General features: G+C 41.8%; 14 protein-coding genes. 1 reads left to right on the top strand and 13 read right to left on the bottom strand.

Annotated features, from left to right (window positions below; genetic code table 11):
• Positions 1-90: 90 nt before the first annotated feature.
• Together E0H82_RS06145 and E0H82_RS06140 are read right to left on the bottom strand one after the other, a co-directional pair.
• Complete coding sequence (locus tag E0H82_RS06145; RefSeq protein ID WP_116759334.1) at positions 91-867, bottom strand: TrmH family RNA methyltransferase; 777 nt, start codon at positions 865-867, stop codon at positions 91-93.
• Positions 868-920: 53 nt separating this feature from the next.
• On the bottom strand, positions 921-1,895 hold the full coding sequence (locus E0H82_RS06140; protein WP_131263827.1) for a class 1 fructose-bisphosphatase: 975 nt from the start codon (positions 1,893-1,895) through the stop codon (positions 921-923).
• Between the two features lie 182 nt (positions 1,896-2,077).
• Between E0H82_RS06140 and E0H82_RS06135 the strand changes: the two genes are divergently transcribed.
• A complete protein-coding gene (locus E0H82_RS06135; protein ID WP_131263826.1) occupies positions 2,078-2,269 on the top strand; it encodes an NF038105 family protein in 192 nt (63 codons plus the stop codon).
• 55 nt (positions 2,270-2,324) lie between these two features.
• Here the strand turns inward: E0H82_RS06135 and pal are convergent, their stop codons facing one another.
• The 11 genes from pal to E0H82_RS06080 all read right to left on the bottom strand — a co-directional run bounded on the left by pal (position 2,325) and on the right by E0H82_RS06080 (position 13,405).
• Complete coding sequence (gene pal / locus E0H82_RS06130; RefSeq protein ID WP_131263825.1) at positions 2,325-2,897, bottom strand: peptidoglycan-associated lipoprotein Pal; 573 nt, start codon at positions 2,895-2,897, stop codon at positions 2,325-2,327.
• 32 nt (positions 2,898-2,929) lie between these two features.
• Positions 2,930-4,213: a Tol-Pal system beta propeller repeat protein TolB gene (gene tolB / locus E0H82_RS06125; protein ID WP_165492930.1), complete on the bottom strand. Its 1,284-nt coding sequence runs from the start codon at positions 4,211-4,213 to the stop codon at positions 2,930-2,932.
• Positions 4,214-4,372: 159 nt separating this feature from the next.
• A complete protein-coding gene (gene tolA, locus E0H82_RS06120) occupies positions 4,373-5,644 on the bottom strand; it encodes a cell envelope integrity protein TolA (protein ID WP_131263823.1) in 1,272 nt (423 codons plus the stop codon).
• A gap of 1 nt (position 5,645) precedes the next feature.
• Positions 5,646-6,095: a protein TolR gene (gene tolR / locus E0H82_RS06115; RefSeq protein WP_131263822.1), complete on the bottom strand. Its 450-nt coding sequence runs from the start codon at positions 6,093-6,095 to the stop codon at positions 5,646-5,648.
• Positions 6,095-6,793, bottom strand: a complete 699-nt coding sequence (gene tolQ / locus E0H82_RS06110) for a protein TolQ (protein WP_131263821.1) — start codon at positions 6,791-6,793, stop codon at positions 6,095-6,097. The genes tolR and tolQ overlap by 1 nt, the downstream gene beginning before the upstream one ends.
• A 23-nt stretch (positions 6,794-6,816) precedes the next feature.
• Complete coding sequence (ybgC, locus tag E0H82_RS06105) at positions 6,817-7,224, bottom strand: tol-pal system-associated acyl-CoA thioesterase (protein ID WP_131263820.1); 408 nt, start codon at positions 7,222-7,224, stop codon at positions 6,817-6,819.
• A gap of 439 nt (positions 7,225-7,663) precedes the next feature.
• Positions 7,664-8,068 carry an ExbD/TolR family protein gene (locus tag E0H82_RS06100; RefSeq protein ID WP_131263819.1) on the bottom strand — a complete coding sequence of 135 codons (405 nt, stop codon included), beginning with the start codon at positions 8,066-8,068 and terminating at the stop codon, positions 7,664-7,666.
• Positions 8,069-8,803 carry a MotA/TolQ/ExbB proton channel family protein gene (locus tag E0H82_RS06095; protein ID WP_131263818.1) on the bottom strand — a complete coding sequence of 245 codons (735 nt, stop codon included), beginning with the start codon at positions 8,801-8,803 and terminating at the stop codon, positions 8,069-8,071. It abuts the gene before it with no gap.
• Between the two features lie 31 nt (positions 8,804-8,834).
• Positions 8,835-9,668 (bottom strand): energy transducer TonB, encoded by an 834-nt coding sequence (locus E0H82_RS06090; RefSeq protein WP_131263817.1) that lies wholly within the window; start codon positions 9,666-9,668, stop codon positions 8,835-8,837.
• A 442-nt stretch (positions 9,669-10,110) separates the two neighbouring features.
• On the bottom strand, positions 10,111-10,731 hold the full coding sequence (locus E0H82_RS06085; RefSeq protein ID WP_131263816.1) for a glutathione S-transferase family protein: 621 nt from the start codon (positions 10,729-10,731) through the stop codon (positions 10,111-10,113).
• Positions 10,732-10,867: 136 nt separating this feature from the next.
• On the bottom strand, positions 10,868-13,405 hold the full coding sequence (locus tag E0H82_RS06080) for a TonB-dependent receptor plug domain-containing protein (RefSeq protein ID WP_131263815.1): 2,538 nt from the start codon (positions 13,403-13,405) through the stop codon (positions 10,868-10,870).
• Between the last annotated feature and the right edge of the window lie 18 nt (positions 13,406-13,423).

The following is a 13,423-nucleotide window of genomic DNA, read 5'->3' as shown; positions in this document are numbered from 1 at the left end:
AATAATGGTTTGGTTGACAATATCCGTTATTATTTTTTCAAGTGTAATCTATTTTTGAAATTGGATGAGACAATTTAAAATAAAAGTGTATTAGATGCGTTGGCGGACCATTTCAAAAAAGCAGATTGAACCCGCAATAGCGACGTTGAGCGATTCTTGACCACCTGGCTGTGGAATGCTGAGTGCTTGAGCATGTGCCAAAGCAAAGTCAGAAACTCCTTGGCCTTCATTACCTAAGATCCAGACACACGCTTGTGTTAAATCTTTTTGATATAAACTTTCAGCCTGATGCGAGCTGGTCACATACACTGGAATTTCAAAGCGGTCGAGTACATCTTCGATGGCTACGTTTTCATAGGTGTTGAGTGAAAAGTGTGCACCCATGCCTGCACGTAATACACGTGGTGACCAGAGTGCTGCAGAACCTTTGGTACAAATCACTTGTTTGATACCAGCCGCAGCAGCAGAGCGGAGTAGTGTGCCTACATTGCCTGGGTCTTGAATGTTTTCCAAAATCAAGGTATCCAAGCTAAAGTCTACACTTTGGCTTGAACTTGGTAAGTCTACAACTGCCAAGAAGGGCAAAGTGGTTCCCAATGTGCTTAAGTCACGATATAAGCTTTCAGCAATCACAAAAACAGCACCTTCATATTCATCTAAAATATCGCAAATATCAGGGTGTTCGAGTGCATTTTCAGTGGTGAAAATAGAATTGAGTTTCTTCTTTTTTTCAACCCAAGCTAAGCCTAAGTGTGTCCCTTCAAGCACGGTTTGACCCTGCTTTTTACGGTAGCTACTTTGCTCTATTAAACCACGGAGATGTTTAATCTTTGGGTTGTCTTTTGATTCAAGGAAAATAATGGACATGGAGGAGACTCATGCACATAACACGTCAGATGGCTATGTGCATTTAAAAAAAATTAGTTGTGGTAGCCAGTCACTAAATTGACTTCGTTTTTAGAACCAATAATCACAGGGACACGTTGGTGTAGGTCAGTCGGTTGAATATCAAGAATACGAACGCGACCAGTTGTTGAAGCACCACCAGCTTGTTCAATCAGCATACTCATCGGGTTTGCTTCATACATTAAACGCAGGCGACCTGCTTTTTTCGGATCTTTAAGGTCGTATGGATACATGAAAATACCGCTACGGCAAAGGATACGGTGAATGTCGCCAACCATACATGCAACCCAACGCATGTTGAAGTCTTTCTCACGTGGACCTGTTTTACCTGCGAGCAGTTCTTCAATATAACGTTTTACTGGGTTTTCCCAGTGACGTTGGTTTGATGAGTTAATAGCATATTCTTTGGTATCTGCTGCCACTTGAATATTTTCAGAGGTGAGTAAGAATTGTTGAGTTTCTGGGTCAAAGGTAAAGAATACCGTACCCGCGCCAACGGTTAATGCCAACATGGTTGATGGGCCATAAAGCACATAACCCGCTGCAACTTGTTGAGTGCCTGCTTGCATGAAATCTGCTGACTGAGTCACTGCATTTTTTGCAGGCAAGATTGAGAAAATAGTACCTACACACATATTGATGTCGATATTGCTTGAACCATCAAGTGGATCAAATAACACTAAATATTCGCCATTTTCTTGGGCAGGGGTAAAGTCATCTAATTCTTCCGATGCTAAACCACCAACATGTGGATGAATTTTTAATGCGTCAATTAAATAGTCATTTGAAATCACATCCAGTTTTTTCTGTTCTTCACCTTGCACATTTTCATTTTCAGCACTGCCCAATACCCCAGCAAGCGCGCCTTTTTGTAAAGCTTGATCAATGGTTTTACACGTATTTGCAATAGTATCAATAACTTTTGCAAGTTCAGGTGTAAGATTCCCAGTTTGTTGTTCTAAGAATTGGGAAAGGGTGAGGTATGCCATGGCAGGAAAACTCCGAGTGAAAACCAATCAAATTGAGCAAAAAAAATTTAGACAGCTAGTTTAGATGAGAATGCCGCAAAAGAAAAATTAAACTCGATTATTTGGCTTGATTTTACCCTTGCAACTTTTAGGGATAGTGCTATGTTGATGTGAAGGATTAAGAATAATGTGGGAGCAGAATGATGACAACGCAAAAGTTTGATGCGATGCCAACAGAAAATGAAGGCATTAGTTTAGAGGATATTAGTCCTGAAAAGGTGAAAGAAGCTTGGAAAGAATATGAAGCCAAGCCTGAATATAAAGATTTCAATAAGCATGACTTGATTGAATCTATGCAGCATCTGCATGAAGAAGATGAACATAAGCCTGCTTAAAACATAAAAAAGCGCTCAATTTAAAGGAGCGCTTTTTTTATGTACTCAGACATGCTTATTTTAATAAAGGCGGTACAGCTTCGTAGTTGATTTCTACGCGGCGGTTTTCTTTCCACGCATTCTCATCATGTCCTGCATTAATTGGCATTTCTTTACCATAGCTGACCGCTTCTAATTGAGTTGGACTTACACCATTGGTGATTAAGAAGCTTTCTACTGCTTTAGCACGACGCTCACCCAGTGCCATATTGTATTCACGTGTACCACGTTCATCAGTATGACCAGTTAACGCAACTTTCGAGTTTGCATTTGCCATAAGGAACTGGGCGTGAGCTTGAAGTGTTTGGTAGTCTTCATTTGAAAGATCGCTACTGTCGTAGTCAAAATGCACTACACGTTTAGCTAAAAAAGCTTTGTTTGCAGCTGTAACCCCTTTTGAAGAAGCACCTGCAAGATTCTGTGCATTTAACGCTGCATCTTCGCTTAATCCTTCAGTGCTAACTGTTGTACCAGCAGAATTTGGTGTTTGACCTGTTTGAATTTCGGCTGCAGGTTTACGGCTGGCACAGCCAGTCATAATCAGGGCTGAAGCCAAAACAGGTAAAACCAATAGTTTAATAGCGTTCATCTTCATCTCCATAAAGATTGATTTTTAAAAAATTATTTAGGTGCCCAAGCGGGTTCGCGAACTTCGCCTTGTTCACTTGGTAAATTCATACGGAAACGACCATCGACCGACATAATAGAGAGCAAGCCACGGTTATCTTCACGAGTGGCATAAACCACCATTTGACCATTTGGAGAGAAACTCGGGGATTCATCCAGACTGGTTGGGGTCAGAATATTGGTAATTCCTGAATTAATATCCTGAATTGCGACTTTATAACTGCTGCCACTAGGACGATGGACTAAAGCGACTTTTTTGCCATCGGCACTTAATGTACCTCGTGCGTTGAATGCACCACGGAAGGTAATACGCTTGCTACTGCCATCTGCGAAGCTGTAACGGTAAATTTGTGGTGATCCACCACGGTCTGAAGTGAAAATAAAGGATTTACCATCAGGTGCATAACGTGCTTCGGTATCAATAGCGCTGTCATTGGTCATACGCTGTAACTGACGAGTATTTAAATCCATTTGATAAATTTCTGGATTACCATGCATGGATGCAGTAAATAACATGGATTTTCCATCTGGCGAGAAGCTCGGGGCGCCATTTAAGCCACGGAAGCTTGCCAGTTTTTCACGTTGACCTGTCGACAAATCTTGCACATAAATCGCTGGACGTTTGCTTTCAAATGATACATAAGCAATTTTTTGTGCGTCGGGTGTCCATGCAGGAGATAAGATTGGATCACGCGAGGTGAGAATGGTTTTAGGTTGTTCACCATCGGTATCTGCAATCTGTAAAGTATAGCGTTGCTCAGGTGTTGCAGGATTACGGAGTACATAGGCAATGCGTCCGCTAAAATCTCCTTGAATGCCTGTTAATGCTTGGTAAATAGCATCACTGATCATATGTGCGGCTTGACGTACACGTGAACTGGGTACGGTCAATAATTCGTTTAGCAGATATTGTTTTTTTTCAACATCATAAAGTTGGTAATGAACTTCATAACTTCCAGCAGCATTTTGTTTGATTTCCCCAGTGACGACATAAGGCACGCCAGCGGTCTGCCATGCAGCAGCATTCGGATTATTCATGCTCGCGCTTGCTGGTAAGTTTTGTGATGCACTGCTAAATTTTCCTGAACGATTCAGGTCATTTTCAACAATAGAATAAATGGTTTGATCATTACTAAATGGAATAATCGCAATTTTGGGCGCTTGCTCTGGTGCCTTTGCAATTTCTAAATGAAGTTGAGCATGGGCAGTTTGTGCAATGACAGGTAGAAAAGCTGTCATGATTGCTAAACCAAGTAGATGTTTACGCGTATTTTCCATCATTCGCTGTATACTCAAAAACGTCAATTTTTGTGGGTTGTGTGAAATTGCCTAACATAATGGCATGAATTTTCATGATTTAAAGCATTACATTATGGCTAAACTGTTATAACACTGTGAAAATACTTAATCGCCATGTTTTTGGCATGGCGATTGTGATTATTGAGCTGTGAAAGATGAGGTAAATGTGCGCGCTTCACGCCGTGCATCAGGGTCAGAAGGCATAGGATAAGGTGCTGCTGCACGAACTGCGGCTTCGACACTGGCTTTCATATCTGGGTCGCTTGAATTCACGACAACTGATAAAACTGCACCACTCTCACTTAAGGTGACTCGAGCACTGGCTTTCTGACCCGATGCGCTCGCAGGTGGATTCCACGCACGTTTCACTTTGTTTTCAAAGTCTCGTTTCGCTGTAGAGGCAATACGTTTTGCTTCAGCTTTTTTATTGGCAGCTTCTTCCGCAGCCTTTTTAGCAGATGAGGCTTTCGCTTCTGCTTCAGCACGTTCTTTTGCATCGGCTTGCGCTTTGGCTTTAGCAGCGGCGTCGGCTTGCGCTTTGGCTTTAGCAGCAGCGTCTGCCTGTGCTTTAGCTTTAGCAGCAGCATCGGCTTGTGCTTTAGCCTTTGCAGCAGCATCCACCTGAGCTTTGGCTTTCGCAGCATCTGCCTGTGCTTTGGCTTTTGCGGCAGCGTCTGCCTGTGCTTTGGCTTTTGCAGCAGCATCTGTCTGTGCTTTGGCTTTCGCGGCAGCATCTGTCTGTGCTTTAGCTTTCGCGGCAGCATCTGCTTGCGCTTTGGCTTTTGCAGCAGCGTCTGTCTGTGCTTTGGCTTTCGCGGCAGCATCTGCCTGTGCTTTGGCTTTTGCAGCAGCATTTGCTTGCGCTTGCGCTTTAGCTTTTGCCGCGGCGTCTGTCTGTGCTTTGGCTTTTGCAGCAGCATCTGCCTGTGCTTTAGCTTTCGCGGCAGCATCTGCTTGCGCTTTGGCTTTTGCAGCAGCGTCTGTCTGTGCTTTGGCAGCGGCATCTGTCTGTGCTTTAGCTTTTGCAGCAGCGTCTGCCTGTGCCTTAGCGGCAGCATTCGCTTCTGCTTTGGCTTTTTCTTGAGCTAAACGTGCTGCCTGTTGCTCAGTGGTGTTGGCTTTTGGAGGCGCAACAGGAATTACAGGGACAGGCTCTACACTCGGTTCAGCAGTTTGGGTAATTTCAGGTGCAATATTTTCATGCACAGTTTCTGAAAATTCAGTTTCTTCGAGTGGAGTAGGTTGTAAATCTTGGGGTTTGATCAAAATGGTTTTGATTTGTTCGGGCGGTTTAGGTGGTTTACTCATTCCTAAATAAAGTAAGCCCACAACCGCAAGTACATGTACACCAAATGTAAAACCCAGTGCAATTGAGTTTTGTTTGAAAGGTGGCTTTTGAAAATTCTTCATATTACTTTAAAGGTTCGGTCAGTAAGCCAACTTGGGTTAAGCCTGCATCTTGAAGGATTGACATTAACGCCATCACTTCTCCATAAGGACGAGTTTGATGACCATTGATCACAACATTGAGTTTTTTATTATTTTGTTGAGCTTGCGCTTGTGCCTCGACTAATAGTTGAGTGAGTTCTGTCAGTGCAAGTGGTCCCGTCGTTTGACCTTTTTGCTCTAAGAAGTATGTTCCATCTGCTTTTAAAGAAACAATTGAAGGGGCATCTTCTGATTGTAGCGGAGTGCCATTGGCTTGCGGTAAATCGACTTTAATTCCACTGGTGATCATTGGTGCTGTAACCATAAAGATCACTAATAGTACCAACATCACGTCAATGTAGGGTACGACATTCATGTCACTTTTTAATGGCTTTTTTATACGCTCAAAGCGTCCTGAACGTTGAATCGCCATCAGTCATTTTCCTGAACAGAACCAACTGATTGACGTTGTAATAGCGCCACCATTTCTTCTGCGAATAATGCACGATCTGAATAGACTGCTTCACCTTTTGCTGTGAAATGGTTAAATGCGAGTACTGCGGGGATGGCTGCAAATAAACCAATTGCTGTGGCAATTAAAGCTTCTGCAATACCAGGTGCAACGGTCGCCAAGGTCACTTGATCGACATCTGCCAGACCAATAAAGGCATTCATAATGCCCCAAACAGTTCCGAACAAGCCCACATAAGGCGCGACTGAACCAATACTGGCTAAAGCACCTAAGCCTTGTTCTAAGCCACCTTGATCACGACTTAAGCCAACACGCAAAATACGTTCAGTGCCTTCGATGGTTTGTTGCGTTGCTGCATGACGTTTTTTAAGTTTGAGGTATTCACCTAAACCTTGATAGAAAATATCTTCTAGCCCTACGCGTTTAGAATTGAGTTGGGCATTGTTATAAAGGGTATTTAGTTCTGCGCCTGACCAGAAGATTTTTTGGAAATGTTCATCATCTGCTTGGGCTTTTTTATAGCTCAGATGTAACTTGGCAATCAAAAACCAACTGTAGAGTGATGCAAGTAAGAGTAAAAGCATCACCAGTTGTACGACAGGACTTGCTTGTAAAATGAGGTCTGAAACGTGAAGTGTGGAGTCTAATTGATTTGCCATAGTTACACTGGAGCCGAGTTTTCTTAGATTTGTTCTAACTCTTTACGAATTAGATCGCGAATGACATCTGGCAAACGACGAGGTTTCATTTCTGCACTAATACATGCTAACTCGACTTCGCCAGAAGCCAACAAGATTTCACCACGATAAATATTTTGTTGCAATACAAAAGACGTAGCTTTACACGAAACTACACTTGCTGTAACAGTAATGAGGTCATCCATCAGAATTGGACGCATGTATTTAACATTAATTTTGTGCACCACAAAGTTGTAGTCCTTTTGGTGCCAGTAATGGTCTACACCAGAGGCACGTAACCATTCTGTACGGGTACGTTCCATAAAGCGAATATGGTTGGCATGATAGACAATACCGCCTGCGTCAGTGTCTTCAATATATACACGAATTTGAAATTCGAATTTATTCGCCATGATTGTGTTCCATGTCTAGATTTAATGTTGTGTTGCGAAGCCCATGCTTGTCCAAAGCTGCTTGAAATGATTGCAGGTATATGGGGTAAAGTCATGGGCTAAGTAATGCCATGAAGTTTAGCAGTTTGAAATGACCGTCCAATGGCACAAGTTTTCAATCTGAAAACTAGAGCGCTACAAGAGAAACAGTAAATACTGACATTTTTCGATTGTATATTTAAGACAAATCTATGTTGTAAAGCATAGTTGAAGGGGTGGATATTGACTGTCGTTTAAAAGTGAGAACGATGAGTGGCATAGGAATGAAGTGCAAACAGTGAATAGGAATATCCAAATGCTGAATACAGCGTGAACCCGAGATTTTATCCTATGCATTTTATTTTTATATAAAAAAGACCTATTCAAAGAAATAGGTCTTTTTAGAGAATGGACACGTGCATCATTGAGGGGTTGTGATAACTGAAAGTTTCTCTACCCCAACGCGTTCTATACTGGCTAAAAGTTTGGCCACCGTGCCGTAGGGAACGGTTTCATCGGCATTTAAGTTTAATGCCAACTTGCCATTGGCATTTTTACGCTGTGTGATTTCATGTTCAAAATTTTCGAGATTGACAGGGGCCTTATCTAAAAAGATTGCCCCATCTGGTTTTACGCTAATCACTAGTGCTTTGTTTTGATCTGTAGATTGTGTCGGTGCAGCTTTGGGTAGATTGACCTTTACGCTATTGGTTAATAAAGGTGCCGTGACGATAAACACGATCAATAAGACCAACATCACATCAACCAGCGGGGTAATGTTAATGTCACTGACGACATCGTCATCTTGAGAAGTTGAAATCGCCATTTAAGCCAAAGCCTCCTTTTCTTGAGATGACAACTGATGTGTCGCCACTGGTTTTGCAGCAATATGTGCAGTTTGCGTTTTTGTTGGCAGTTGGAAACCTACTTTTTGAGTGAGACTGACAAAGTCTGTTGCAAAGTCATCTAAATCTGCACCAATACCTTTCACTTTACGGACAAAAAAGTTGTAGGCAAGTACAGCAGGCACAGCAACAGCAATACCAATGCCTGTTGCAACCAGTGCCTGACCAATTGGACCAGCAACCACATCCATACTTGCACTGCCAGATTGGGCAATTGCTTGTAGAGCATGGATAATCCCAAACACAGTACCAAACAAACCAATAAATGGAGCATTGTTCCCAATGGATGCGAGAACGGCTGAGCCTTTTTCGAGCTGACGACGTTCAGCAAGAATTTGCTTGCGTAAGTGTCGTTCTAATAAATCTTGACGACTCCAAGTTTGTTGTAAATCTTGATGGGTTTTTTCATTGGCTTCTGTCAAGGTTTTAAAACCAGTTTGGGCAATACGTGCTGTCGGTCCCTGTGCATCTTCAGACTGGTTAATTGCCTCTGCCAAGTTCTGGGCTGACCAAAAACTGTCGACAAACAGCTTACTTTGTTTGGTGGCTTTTGATGTTTGTACGGCTTTCACCACAATTAAAACCCACGTTATGGTCGAAAAACTGATCAATAACCAAATGGTTGCATCATGAATAATCGTATTAATATCAGACATATTGAATTTTCCTAAGATAAAATTTTACAGTTTAATTGGGTAATTTGAAGTGAATCGGAACATCGACCCAACCTTCTACTGGCGTGTTACCACGCAGTGCAGGTGAAAATTTCCAGCGCTTCACAGTTTTTACAGCAGCATCATCCAGTGTTTTTTTGCCGCTGCTATTTTTCAGGTTGATTTCTAAAGGGCTGCCTGAAGCTGAAACTTTTACACGCAACATCACAATACCTTCCCAACCACGGTCTAACGCCACTTCTGGGTATTCGGGGGCTGGATTACTCAAGTAACCTGCATAACCTTTGGCTGCTGTCACGGGCAGGTTTTCTTGCGTGGGCTTACTTTCAGGTTCAGCGACTTTCTGGGTCGGTGCGACGTTTTCTTTAGGCTCAGCTTGCGGTACAGATTGAGCAATTGTTTTAGCGGTAGGTTTAGGCTGCTCAATTGGCTTCTGTTCGATAGGTTTCTGCACGGATTTTTCAACCACTGGTTTTTGGACAGGCTGAGGCTTTGCGGAAACAGGTGGAATGATTGGTTTTTGTATTTCCTGTTTAAGTTTGGGTTCAATCACCTTAGGCGGTTCTTCCTTGGGTTTTTCAATTACAATCGCGATTGGTTCGGGTTTTTTCACGACTAAGGGTGGTGTTGGAAGATGCTCTGCAAGATAAAAAATGCCGTAATGTAAAGCCAGAACAGTACCAATCGCCCAAAAGATCTTATGGGTTTGAACAGGTTTTTCTGCTGTGATCGGACTTGCCAAATGGGCCACAAATGGATCTACAGCATGAAATACATTGGACTGAACATTTTGAAGTTGTTCAAACAAAATTGCCTTTTTATAAGGACTTCGACTGACTTCACTCATATCAGTAATGCACCATTCAATAAGATTTAATTGTCATTGCAGAATATTTTTTATTTCTTAAATTAAATTGGATTAATTTGAATAAGGGAAATATTCTTTCAATTTTAAGTTTTTAATTAATTCACAAATGAGTGGATTAATTTAAATAAATGAGAAATTGAAAATATAATGAGTGATTTTTTAAAAATAGAAAAAGAACTTTTTTAGATTAGTATTTTTATAAAAAGTGATAAAAGAATAATCAAATATAATGGCTTAGAATAATTACAGATAATTTATTTCATATTTAAGATATCTGTTTTGGTTATATTTATTTTCTCTCTGCTTCTAATTTTAATATCTCTGCTAAATAAATCTATTTATATGTAATAAAGCCATTCATATAGAACAGCCTTATTCTATTTAAAGCTAAAATTTTTAAAAACGGGGCAATAACGCTTAACTAAAGAATATTGGCTACTTTTAAAAAGTGCTCACGCGTTCTAATACGTTCGATCCATGCTTTTAAGTGCGTATGATCATGATGACGCTCAATATCTAAATTGAACCAGTGATTGAGGGCTAAAGCCAAAGGAATATCGGCAACACCAAAATCTGAACCAGACAAATAGGGCTGTTTAGCAAGCTCGCTATTGGCAACATCTAATATTTTTTCTAGTCTTTCTGCTGCGACTTTGACCGCCGCTAAATCTCTTTTGTCTTCGGGCTGACGAACCAAATTAAAAAACACGATTCCAAACACTGGCAGGACGGTGGTGGTGTACCAGTCAATCCATTTTTCAGCGCTAAAGCGTAATTTCGGGTCTTTAATCCATAATGTTTTTTTTCCATATACCTCAGTGAGATACCGCAAAATGGTATTTGATTCCCACAAAACCGTGTCACCATCTTGAATGACAGGAATCAGACCATTGGGATTGAGCGCTAAAAACTCGGCAGTGTCAATCACACCATACTGTTGTCCCGCAGGAATATGTTCAAATTGAAGTCCAAGTTCGGCTGCTAGCCAAAGTACTTTGTGGACATTTAAAGAATTGGGTCTGCCCCAAATGGTGATGCTCATATATTTTCTCAGAAATTTTGAATGTGAGGATGCCGTACTTTGGTGAAATCTAGCATTTAAGCGATTGCCGATTCTGAACAGTCAAAACGACATAGCGATATTGAAATTTCACCACAGCACTTAGCTTTAAATCATTTTAGAAACGGTAGTTAACACGACCATAGTAATAGCCACCATAGAGTCCAAACGGTGAAAGCTGGGCATAGTGGTTTTCACCTAAGCCATCGACAATATTGGATTTTTCAGGGTAGGTGTTAAATAAGTTATCTGCACCCAAAGTTAATGAAAGACTGTCTGTGAGGTTGTATGTTGCATCTAAATCTACAATCCATTTAGCATCAAAAGTTTGGTCTGTAGCCGCGGTTTCGCTACGTGCAATGTAACTACCATAACGAGATAAGCGCGTATTTAAATCCAGTTTTGCATATTGCCAATTCGCAGCCACTGTGAATTTGGTTTTTGGATCTGCATCGGTGATCATGCCTTTGGTGCGACGGGTGATACGATCAATGTTGATACCATCTAACTGGCTTGGATTATCTGCAATTGCTGTAATATCCGTTTCATTCCAGTTAAAACCTAAGCTCCAGCGGATACGACCATATTTGTTTAACTGTTGGGTATAGTCTGCAACAACATCTACCCCATTGGTTTCTGTATCAAATAAGTTGGCATAGTAGGTGACATAGTTAACGTTAGAAAAACCGTTTGCCGCCAAGATGTTATTGATGCCGGTTCCTGTAAGTCCCGCCGTAGATGCAATACGATCTTCCAGTTCAATTCGATAAGCATCGACCGCAAGATTGAAATTTTTAAATGGACTATAGGTTAAACCTAGCGAGAAGTTGGTCGACTTGGTTGGATCGAGTGCTTCTGCACCCAATGCCTGACCCAGTGCAGAGTCGGTACGCACCGATTTACTATAGACATCTGAGCGAACGCCATTGTTTACCGTACTTACAATGCCCGTACTGGCAAAACCTTGTTGATATAAAGAGGGTGCAATAAAGCCTGTGCTGGCTGTTCCGCGTACCGCCAGTTGAGGATTGAACTCATAGCGGCTGTTAATTTTTCCATTGAATGTATCACCAGAACTATCATCATAATGCTCGAAACGCCCTGCTAAACCGACAAACCAGTTCTCAGTCACATCTAAACCTAAGTCTAAATAGGCAGCAGTATTGCTACGGCTAATATCGGCTTCATCTTCAGGTAAGAGCACACGGGCACCAAAGGTTCCGACTGTTGCAGGTAAACCTGCATTATCACCCGTAGGGATAATATAACCGCCATTTTTATAGGCTAAAGGATCAGTGGCTTTAGATGCCCAACCTTCTTTACGATAGTCCAGTCCCCATGCAACACTCAGTGGGTTTGCTCCAAAACCAATATCGAAGGTTTTCTTTAGATCAAGATTGCTGACCCATTGATACGCATCATATTTTTGCAAACCAAATGAAGTCGGGCTAGACGGTCCAAGAGATGGATTTAGATTATTTTGCGTAGAGTGATCTTGTGTATTTTTGCCATAAGAACTACTCACATCCCATGCCCAACCAAGCACATTATCGCCTTTTAGTCCCCAAACTGTTTGCACATCTGTTTCATTTAAAATGACATCGGGCGTTGTACCATTCGGGAAGATTTCAACGATACCTGATCTAGAGTTTGGACGACGATAAGAGGCCCCAGTCGAAGCATCACGCCAGCCTGCAGTGGTGTAGCTATACAGGGTTGCAGCTTTACTTAAAGGAAGTTCAGCATTTGCAGAAACATTAAACTGTTCAACCGAAGGCAGACCTAATTTATTTAAATTACGATCTACCGTGGCTTCACGTGGGTCATCTTGACCATTTACTTTAGAATAGATTCTGCCTGAAACAGCGCCTGCACGAGTGGTAGCATCCTGATTTTTCAGGTCAAAACCAAAATTGATAAAGCCTTCTTGACCCAGTGGTGCACCAACATTGGCATTCAGTTGGAAGGTTTCTCCATTTCGGTCAGTAGCATCATAATGCTCTCGACCCCCATAGGTGGTACTGATATTGCCGCCATTATCTGCCGATTTGAGCACAATGTTGATGACCCCTGCAATGGCATCGGAACCGTATTGAGCGGCTGCACCATCTCGTAAAACTTCAACTCGTGCAATCGCACCAATTGGAATCAAATCTAAGTCCGCTGCTTGGTAGCCTTCGCCAAAGCCGTATTTATTAATAGCCAAAGCACCGACATGACGACGTTTCCCATTCACTAGAACAAGCGTATGTCCACCGCCCAAACCACGTAAACCCGCAGAACGGGCAACAGCTCCGTAACCATCGGGCTGGCTAGGCACAGTAGCCACACTAAAAGATGGAATCACTTTGGCCAAAATGTCTCTTAAAGCGAGGGTATTACCTTGTTTGAGCAACTGTTCACCACTAATTACGTCCACAGGTGCAGGGCTTTCAGTGATGGTACGAATACCACCACGGTTGCCTACGACTACTACGCTTTCGAGTTGCTGAACATCTTCTTTTTCAGAAGATGTAGGTACATTTTTATTCACATCTTGTGCATAAATAGAACCTGTAATTCCGCAAGTTAATGCAAAAAAAATGGATTGATGAAGGAGTGATATTTTAAAACCCAACTTTTCAGGCTGAGGCTGTATTAACTTGGTGTGCAGCATTATATTTTCCACTGATAA

This window comes from Acinetobacter sp. ANC 4910 (assembly GCF_004331035.1).
Taxonomy (GTDB): domain Bacteria; phylum Pseudomonadota; class Gammaproteobacteria; order Pseudomonadales; family Moraxellaceae; genus Acinetobacter.
Note: the sequence above shows the minus strand (reverse complement) of the source record. Positions and strands in the feature narration are given on the sequence as shown.

What these genes read in the sequence shown, in the direction of transcription:
- E0H82_RS06145 (WP_116759334.1), bottom strand. Translation starts at nt 867, where the DNA reads ATGTCCATTATTTTCCTTGAATCAAAAGACAACCCAAAGATTAAACAT.
- E0H82_RS06140 (WP_131263827.1), bottom strand. Translation starts at nt 1,895, where the DNA reads ATGGCATACCTCACCCTTTCCCAATTCTTAGAACAACAAACTGGGAAT.
- E0H82_RS06135 (WP_131263826.1), top strand. Translation starts at nt 2,078, where the DNA reads ATGACAACGCAAAAGTTTGATGCGATGCCAACAGAAAATGAAGGCATT.
- pal (WP_131263825.1), bottom strand. Translation starts at nt 2,897, where the DNA reads ATGAACGCTATTAAACTATTGGTTTTACCTGTTTTGGCTTCAGCCCTG.
- tolB (WP_165492930.1), bottom strand. Translation starts at nt 4,213, where the DNA reads ATGGAAAATACGCGTAAACATCTACTTGGTTTAGCAATCATGACAGCT.
- tolA (WP_131263823.1), bottom strand. Translation starts at nt 5,644, where the DNA reads ATGAAGAATTTTCAAAAGCCACCTTTCAAACAAAACTCAATTGCACTG.
- tolR (WP_131263822.1), bottom strand. Translation starts at nt 6,095, where the DNA reads ATGGCGATTCAACGTTCAGGACGCTTTGAGCGTATAAAAAAGCCATTA.
- tolQ (WP_131263821.1), bottom strand. Translation starts at nt 6,793, where the DNA reads ATGGCAAATCAATTAGACTCCACACTTCACGTTTCAGACCTCATTTTA.
- ybgC (WP_131263820.1), bottom strand. Translation starts at nt 7,224, where the DNA reads ATGGCGAATAAATTCGAATTTCAAATTCGTGTATATATTGAAGACACT.
- E0H82_RS06100 (WP_131263819.1), bottom strand. Translation starts at nt 8,068, where the DNA reads ATGGCGATTTCAACTTCTCAAGATGACGATGTCGTCAGTGACATTAAC.
- E0H82_RS06095 (WP_131263818.1), bottom strand. Translation starts at nt 8,803, where the DNA reads ATGTCTGATATTAATACGATTATTCATGATGCAACCATTTGGTTATTG.
- E0H82_RS06090 (WP_131263817.1), bottom strand. Translation starts at nt 9,668, where the DNA reads ATGAGTGAAGTCAGTCGAAGTCCTTATAAAAAGGCAATTTTGTTTGAA.
- E0H82_RS06085 (WP_131263816.1), bottom strand. Translation starts at nt 10,731, where the DNA reads ATGAGCATCACCATTTGGGGCAGACCCAATTCTTTAAATGTCCACAAA.
- E0H82_RS06080 (WP_131263815.1), bottom strand. Translation starts at nt 13,405, where the DNA reads ATGCTGCACACCAAGTTAATACAGCCTCAGCCTGAAAAGTTGGGTTTT.